The 7,889-nt window shown below is 47.8% G+C and carries 5 protein-coding genes and 4 pseudogenes; 6 read left to right on the top strand and 3 right to left on the bottom strand.

Annotation, left to right across the window (positions count from 1 at the left end):
* Positions 1-5: 5 nt before the first annotated feature.
* Positions 6-821, top strand: coding sequence for a sulfotransferase family 2 domain-containing protein (locus HUS66_RS10470; RefSeq protein WP_175070854.1), 816 nt, complete (start codon positions 6-8; stop codon positions 819-821).
* A 112-nt stretch (positions 822-933) separates the two neighbouring features.
* Positions 934-1,923: pseudogene (locus tag HUS66_RS10475) on the top strand (DDE-type integrase/transposase/recombinase).
* Here the strand turns inward: HUS66_RS10475 and HUS66_RS10480 are convergent.
* Positions 1,920-2,255, bottom strand: a pseudogene (locus HUS66_RS10480) (transposase); the annotation flags it as partial. The pseudogenes HUS66_RS10475 and HUS66_RS10480 overlap by 4 nt on opposite strands.
* A gap of 90 nt (positions 2,256-2,345) precedes the next feature.
* Between HUS66_RS10480 and HUS66_RS10485 the strand changes: the two are divergent.
* Positions 2,346-3,504 (top strand): IS3 family transposase gene (locus tag HUS66_RS10485; RefSeq protein ID WP_175070856.1). Its coding sequence is split into 2 segments (ribosomal slippage): positions 2,346-2,611 and positions 2,610-3,504, totalling 1,161 coding nucleotides; the frame shifts between segments, so codons are not numbered across the junction.
* 30 nt (positions 3,505-3,534) lie between these two features.
* Here HUS66_RS10485 and HUS66_RS17825 read toward each other — a convergent pair.
* Positions 3,535-3,745: pseudogene (locus tag HUS66_RS17825) on the bottom strand (IS481 family transposase); the annotation flags it as partial.
* Between the two features lie 198 nt (positions 3,746-3,943).
* Here HUS66_RS17825 and HUS66_RS10490 point away from each other — a divergent pair.
* Genes HUS66_RS10490 through HUS66_RS10500 form a run of 3 tightly spaced genes read left to right on the top strand, consistent with a single transcriptional unit; the run spans position 3,944 to position 6,823 of the window.
* Positions 3,944-4,726: a glycosyltransferase domain-containing protein gene (locus HUS66_RS10490; RefSeq protein ID WP_175070857.1), complete on the top strand. Its 783-nt coding sequence runs from the start codon at positions 3,944-3,946 to the stop codon at positions 4,724-4,726.
* Positions 4,726-5,637 carry a hypothetical protein gene (locus HUS66_RS10495; protein WP_175070858.1) on the top strand — a complete coding sequence of 304 codons (912 nt, stop codon included), beginning with the start codon at positions 4,726-4,728 and terminating at the stop codon, positions 5,635-5,637. Before HUS66_RS10490 ends, HUS66_RS10495 begins: the two co-directional genes overlap by 1 nt.
* On the top strand, positions 5,630-6,823 hold the full coding sequence (locus tag HUS66_RS10500) for a hypothetical protein (protein ID WP_175070859.1): 1,194 nt from the start codon (positions 5,630-5,632) through the stop codon (positions 6,821-6,823). The genes HUS66_RS10495 and HUS66_RS10500 overlap by 8 nt, the downstream gene beginning before the upstream one ends.
* 249 nt (positions 6,824-7,072) lie before the next feature.
* Here HUS66_RS10500 and HUS66_RS18115 read toward each other — a convergent pair.
* A pseudogene (locus HUS66_RS18115) lies at positions 7,073-7,319 on the bottom strand (transposase); the annotation flags it as partial.
* Between the last annotated feature and the right edge of the window lie 570 nt (positions 7,320-7,889).

The raw sequence follows: 7,889 nt of genomic DNA on the forward strand, positions 1-7,889 counted from the left end.
ACAGTATGATTATCAGTAATACACATCGCTTCGCTTTTATCCATATCCCGAAGTGCGCAGGAACGACAATTCGCAATCCTCTGCTGGAATTTGATGACTGCAATGGTGCACATACCGGTCGTGTTGCCGTCCACCCGTTATTGGGTAACCTGGATTATGTTCACATACCGTTGTTTACGCTCAGGGAGCACTTCGAAGAAGAGTTCAAAGCCGTTACAAACTACTGGTCCTTCGCCGTGGTGCGTGATCCCTTCGCTCGGTTTTCCTCGTCGGTGTCGCAGCGCTTGAAGAGGTACAGCGATCAGCCCATTCACCGTTGTAGTGTCGATGATATTAGGAAGGCCGTCGATGAGAGCATCGCCTATTTGTCCCAAGTGCCAAGGAGTAACCACCTTTTACCGCCGGAGTATATCCACTTTCAGAAGCAGATAGATTACATTGAGTTGGACGGCGAAAAGATCATTGACTCGCTATATACGGTTGATAATGTTGATCTTCTGCTTGAAGCTGTTGGCCAGCATGTGGGCCACTCAATGGGGAAGGACCGTCACTCGCGAGGAGTGCAGCGACGGGCTAACCAGTCATTTGTCTTTCGCAACGACTTTCTTCGTTGGATGATCGAAACGTCAAGGCCGTTGTCCAAACAGGTCAGCCGGTTGCTGCCTGAAGGTGTAAAGCAGCAGGTCCGTAAGCAAGTATACATGCACAGAGACCATCGAATGAATGTCTTGTTTGATTCGAGCTACGTGCAGGATTTTATTAGGGACTACTACGCGAAAGATATTGCGCTGTATACTCAGGTCAATAGTACGGTCAGGTGAAGCCTTATAAAGATATCTAGGTGTAGGGTCCCGGATGATCAGGTGAGCTATAGAAGTTATCCTTTGCTGGCCGCCAAGGAGCTTCTTCAACAGTTCATCCGGGAGCAAGGATATGGACATTAAGCTACATAAACAGGCGACCACCACACCGAAGATCCGAGCCGAGATCTAGGCAGCGCCTTCCAGCATCAGCGACAGCGAGCTGGCACGCCAGTACGGCGTCGCCGTCGCGACCATCCGGCGCTGGCGGTACCGTGACGATGTCAAAAACCGACCGCACACGCGTCACAACTTGCTGGCCACGCTCACTTCCGAACAGGAAGAGGTTCTGATCGCCGCGCGCGAATTCCTGCGCCTCGGCCTGGATGATCTGCTCGTCGTGGCGCGCGAGTTCCTCAATCCTGGATTGTCGCGTTCTGGTCTGCATCGCATGCTCCAGCGGCGCGAGGTGCCGACACTGGCAGAGCTGGCTCGACGGGACGCGGGCGATGATGAGAAGCCCCGGCACAAGCCCTTCAAAGACTATGAGCCGGGCTACGTGCACATCGACATCAAGCACCTGCCCCAGATGCCCGACGAGGAGCAAAAACGCTACCTGTACGTCGCCATCGATCGCGCCACGCGCTGGGTCCACCTGGAGGTGAGACGCAGCCAGTCCGCGAAGGATGCGCGGGCGTTCATGAAGCGGGTGGAGGCGAAGGCTCCCTTCAAGGTCCAGACGGTACTAACCGACAACGGCAAGTCATTCACCGATCGCTTCACACGAGCGGGTGAGCGCAAGCCCAGCGGGAACCACCCGTTTGACCAGGAGTGCCATGCCCTTGGCATCGAGCACCGTCTGATCAAGCCGGGAAGGCCGCAGACAAACGGTATGGTGGAGCGCTTCAACGGCCGTATCAGCGATGTGCTGGCGACTCGGCGCTATACCTCAGGCGAGGACCTGGAGCAGACGCTGAAGCGCTATACGTGGCTGTACAGTCACCATATTCCGCAGAAGGCGCTGCACCATCAATCGCCGATTGAGGTGATGAAAGAATGGCAGACCAAGCACCCTGAGTTATTTACCAAGCGAGTGGTCAATCACACGGGACCCGACATCTAGGTTCTGTCTGGAAAGTCGGCACGTAAGCAGCGATCTATGCAGGCCAGACATACCATCGCTCTGAAGCTGCTGGCCAACTTGTCGTAGCGGGTGCAGACGCGGCGCAGTTCCTTGATCCACCCGAAACAGCGCTCGATGATGTTTCGCTCTCGATAACGGGGCTTGTCGAAGCCCCGAGAGGCGCCAGGACGCGGTTTTCGCTTCATCTTGCGCCGGGCAATGACCGGCTTCATACGGTGCCGGTCGCAGTAGCGGCGAAGCGGATCGCTGACATAGCCCTTGTCCGCCACAATGTAGCGACAGCGTTTACGTGGTCTGCCACGGCTTCCAGGCAGATGAAAGTGTTCCATGGCGGTGATGAAGTGATCTTGCCCAGCAACAGTGGACATCCCGTTAAGGAAGTACACTGAACGAGGTGTCCTATGGCTAGGCAAGCTACTCCGATGAAGAAACAACGTACCCATTACTCCGATGCCTATCGCGAGGAGGCACTTTCCCTCGCTGATCGCGTAGGCGTCACCGCCGCTGCTCGTGAGCTGGGTTTACAAAGCCAGCTTTACCAGTGGCGCGCCAAGGTTCAGCAGAAAAAGAGTTCGTTTGAGCGTGAGCAATCACTAGCGGATGAAAACGCCCGGATGAACCGGCAACTCGCTGAAATATCGGAGGAAATGTCCATCATAAAAAAGCGGCGGTGTACTTCGCGAAAAACCTGAAGTGAAGTACACCTTCATCCACGGCCATCGTCATGCGCTCCACATCCAGCTAATCTGCAAGGCGCTTGGCGTCGCGCGCAGTGGCTGCTATGGCTGGTGTAAACGGGGTGGCACACCCTCCCTAAGACGCCGTCAGCAGGCTGTTCTCGACCAGCGAGTGGCGGAGGTTTTCCAGCGGCGGAGAGGACGCTCAGGTGCTCCCAGGTTGGTACTGGATCACATTGACGATGGTCTGTCCGTGAACCGCAAGACGGTCGCCGCTAGCCTGCAACGTCAGGGACTTCGTGCCAAGGAGGCACGCAAGTTCAAGGCGACGACGAACTCGAGGCACTCTCTTCCAGTGGCACCCAACCTGCTGGAACAAGACTTTACCGCCAAGGGGCCCAACCAGAAATGGGTCGGCGACATCACGTACCTAGCGACCTCTGAGGGGTGGCTCTACTTGGCGGTGCTGATCGACCTTTACTCGCGCAAAGTGATCGGGTGGGCCATGAGTGAACGGATGACGGCGGACCTGGCGGGTGACGCCCTCAAAATGGCATTGTCTCGGCGAAAGTCGCCCCAGGGAGTGATCACCCATTTCGATCGTGGCAGCCAATATTGCTCGACTCTGTACCAGACACTGCTCATGAAATATGAACTCACGTGCAGCATGAGCGCCAAAGGCAATTGCTACGATAACGCCTGTGCCGAGATTTTCTTCCATAGCCTGAAGGTTGAGGCGACCCATGGTGAGCGTTTCGAAACCCGGAATGCCATGCGGCGGCAAGTGTTCGAGTATATCGAGATAGACTACAATCGGCAGCGCCGGCATAGTGCGATTGGGATGATCAGCCCAGAGGCCTTCGAGGCCTGTATGATCGCTTAGATCGGTGTCCACGTTTGCTGGGTAAGACCACTCCTCTTGCTCGGGCGTAAGCGTGGCCAGCAGGTTGTGCCGCGTGTGAGATCGGCCTTGGACATCGTCACGGTACCGCCAGCGCCGGATGGTGCGGTGGCGACGCCATATTGGCGGGCCAACTCGCTATCTGTGATGCTGGAGGGGCTTCCTAGATCTCGGCACGGATCTTCGGTGTAGTAGTAGCTTGTTTATGCAGCTTGATGTCCATGAACCTGCTCCCGAATGAATTGCTCAAGAAGCTTTCTGGCGGCTAGCAGAGGATAACTTCTATAGGCGATTCGATCATCGGGGACCCGACACCTAGTTATTTACCAAGCATGTGGTCAATCACATTGGAGCCGACACCTAGGCTTTTTTGGCATTGATTGGGTTTTTTTAGTTTTCAACTTCCTGGGTTTTGTTTTTAATGAATAATATTGTGGTATATACAGCAATATTTGGTGGTTATGATTTGCCTCCTAAAGTCGCATCGGATGAATATGTCGATTATATTCTCTTCTCCGATCGACCAATTGAAGCTGAGGGTTGGGAGGTTGTGGTAGTTGAAAAAAAGTTTCTTACTGATTCGGCTGAAAACAGATATTACAAGATGCTTCCGCATGAGTTTTTTTCTAAATATAAGATGAGTGTGTATATAGATGGGAATATTGATATAAAACTTCCGATTAGTGGTTTTGTTTCTGATATATTGTTATCGTCGGATATGGCACTTCATGCTCATCATCGTGCAGCGTCCGTCTATGATGAATTTGCACCGATGGTTAAGTATTCGAAAATTGGTGTTACAGATGCGATCAAGTTTTACAAACAGCAGATCAAGTATGAAGAAGATGGCTATATTGATCAGTCGTTTGTCGAGGCTAATATAATTTATCGAAATCACAATGTTTCTAATGTCGCTAAAGCAATGGAGTTTTGGCTATCAGAGTATAGCAACGGAATAAGAAGAGATCAGCTGTCATTGATGTATTCCCTTTGGAAGTTTTCGGTTTCTTATAATGTCTTGAGTCCGTCTATGGCACGCTCCGGAAGTGGTTATTATTCTTATAGATTCCACAAAAAGTCTAGAAAAAAAATCATTAAAAAAATAGTTACCCGTCTTTTTTTGCTACCAATTGCGGTTTTGATAAGTCAGGCCGCTAATCTATATATAGTGGTGAAAAGGTTTAAGAGAAGAGGTGTGAGGTGATGAAGGTTTTTTTTGTTGGATGGAGTAGTGATTACGATAAAGTAATGATAGACGGGGTTAGGGAAAAGTATTTTGCGGATAACATTGTGCTTCCTTCTTGGCTTAAGATTGTCTACCTTGTCGCAAATTATTTTTCTTTTCACAGGTTAAAGAGAGAGGTGGTTAAGACTTATGTTCGCATCAAGTTGAGGGGGAGTGCGAGTGGTGATGTTATTATATGCAAAGATTCAAACTTTTTTTCTTATATAGAGTCTATAGAAAAAAGAGATCAAAAAAAGATATTGATTGTTAGGAATACTGTAGGTGAAGATTTTGTCTCTGAAGCCAAATGCGTTTTTGATAGAGTTTATACTTTTGACCATATGCAAAGTAAAAAATATAATATAGGGATGCTTGATCAGGTTTTTGTTTATGGGGAGGGGCTGGGCACTGATGTTCAAGGGGAGGGGTGTTTTTTTATTGGGAAAGACAAGGGTAGGATTAGCTTGGTTGAAGAGCTTTCTCGGTCTTTTGAGTCTCTAGGAATTGAGTCCAAATTTTTCGTTGTTCCGGATAAAACTTCAGTACGGCATTCGAAGCTATACGTAAATAAACCTATGCCATATGAAGAGGTGGTAAAAGCTGTGACCAATAGTGCTATCATCTTGGAAATAAACCAAGAGGGTCAGTCTGGGTTGACTATGAGAGCTTTGGAGTCAATTTTTTTAAGCAAGAAGTTGGTTACTAATAATAAGGAAGTTATTAATTATGATTTTTATGATCCTGCAAGGGTGTTTGTTATAGAAAATGATGTTTTTGATAAAGAAGCGATGAGGAACTTCGTTGAAAAAGAATATCCGCCAGTAGAAGAGCACGTGCTAGAACGCTACTCCCCGTTATCAATGATGGACAAGGTTTTGGAGAATGAGTAAAATTTTGGCATGTCCGGCCTCTTGCTGCTTTACTAATCTATTGCTGGTGGTTTCTTTTTTATTTCCAACATCCCTCATGGGTGATATTAACCCTTTGTTACCGGCCGGTGCTGCATTAGTCAATCTTATTTTGCTGCTAATGCTAGTTACTAAGGGTAAGCTGGTGTTCTTGCTCTCAAGATTGTCTCTTTCTATTTTACTTCTTTCGTTGATAGTGTTTTATACGCTTATTTCTGAATTTGATTCTTATGCATGGGGCCAGATATTCTATCTGCTTCCGCTAATTTTTCTGGTTTCTACTAGCTCGAAAATAAGCTTGAAGATGTCTGGAGTTTTGAGGGTTTATTATATTGCTTCCTTTTTTGTAATTTTCTTGGGATACTCTATTTTGCTGAAAATAAAACCTTTAACTGAATTTGTTGTAGGTTTTTACAGTTACGGCTATGCGGATTTAGTCCCGAGAATGATAGAGCTTGGTAAGCCGGTCTCAATATTCGGCTCTCATTCCATTGCGGCAATGTATTTCTATTTAATTGGCTTGTTGGCTGTATATATCCAAGCTAAAATGCAAGGGTCTCGCTTGATTAATATTTTTATTGTGTTTTCGGTTATTGTATTTTTGACTAATTTACAATCAGCTTCCTCTGCATTTTTTCTGATGCTATCCTTTGTTAGTTATTCTTACGTGTGGTTGTCGAGTCGTTTTAAATCAAAATCTTTTCTTTATTTGTTTGTATTTTTTTGCCTATCTACATTTGTTTTTTTGGGGGTTTTCTTTGGCTGGTTTAACTTTGTCTTCGAAAAGGTTGTGGGGAGCAGTACCTCTGGTGTTATTTCCAGGTATTCGTCCTCGGCATTGGAAAATAATATAAAATATATCCTAGAAAGCCCAATGTCAGGGATCGGTTTTTCTTATAGCCCTTTGTTTCTTTACTCTGACTCAGACTATATTCTTTCTTTGTTAAAGTATGGTTTTCTTGGGGCGGTTGTTTTTTATTTCCTATGCATTGATTTTTTGTATAAAAACATTGATTCTAGGTATTTTTTAAGCTCTTTAATAATTTTGGCATTATTGTCCTTTTCTGTTGGTTATTATGTGTTTACTTATGTGAGGTTTGTTCCTTTTGTCCTTTTGTTATTTATGCTCCAGGGGGCTTTGGGGAGGCGTGAATCTGCATATTCTTAACTCGGCATATTATATTATATAAGTATTTTATTGCAGGCTCTCGCTTTATGTTAAAGAGATGCGCTCAGTATCTGCTTGCAGGGTTTCTGAGCAATCTTCCTGCGCTTTCCCAATATTAGGTCGGCCCGCGGACTCTACAAAAGCTTTGCCCTTTAAACTTGAGGTCGCCATGGGTCTGTTTCTGTAGATTGTAGCTCTTACGCTCAGCCGATCAATGCAATGGTAGTGATAAGGCCTCTGCGGGTGTCCTTAAGCCAGAGCTTTCCTGGGTCGCTCATTCTGCTTGCTTGCAACCCAATTGAGGACTTGTTGTGTTAAGGCAGAGCGGCCCAGTCCTTTTCGGGTAATACTGCCTCAAGATCCGGTTCGTATTTTCACTGGTCACGCGTTGCCATGGGTTTTGAACATCACAAGAATAAATTTGTATACTGGTCGTCACTGTAAATGTTTTGTCATCAGCAAGCTGGGCACCGCGATGATCCCATGTCAGCGACTTTTTTAGAGAATCGGGAAGCTTTGAGACCTATCTCACAAGACAGTCAATTACGCTGCCCGTGTCCTTACCGGCCATCTGGACCAATAATGTAATGCGGGAGTGACGCGCGACCAATGTGGCGATATGCGAGTTCTTGGAGCCCGTGATCAAGTCGCCCTTCCCATGCCCCGGAATGGCTCGATCCTTCACTTCTGGTATTCGCTCGTATGGAGACGGCTTCTCTGATCTGGCCACGTGACTGGCTACTCGCCAACCTGGACCGGCGTATCATTCGGCGGGTCCTCAAGTGTCGCATCGGCTCCTTCATTAGTACGCAAGGCGCCTGAATGAAGCGACTGTGATAGATCGTCTCATGCGACAGCTGCATGCACCGATCTCCCGGAAATCGGTTTATCAGCGATCACGAGACCTGTTCAGGGGGCCATTGATAGAATGCTCATCTGCAACTAGGCGGCTAAGCTTAGATGAAGATGCCAGGTGGCAAGGTTTAGGCTGTCGACGCCGGAGCTATAAGTCCGTAAATCATCAAAACAGATTGTCCCCCCGACCCGCATGGCCTTCCCTTGTTGG

Origin of the sequence: Onishia taeanensis (assembly GCF_013349955.1) — a bacterium.
Lineage (GTDB): Bacteria > Pseudomonadota > Gammaproteobacteria > Pseudomonadales > Halomonadaceae > Onishia > Onishia taeanensis_B.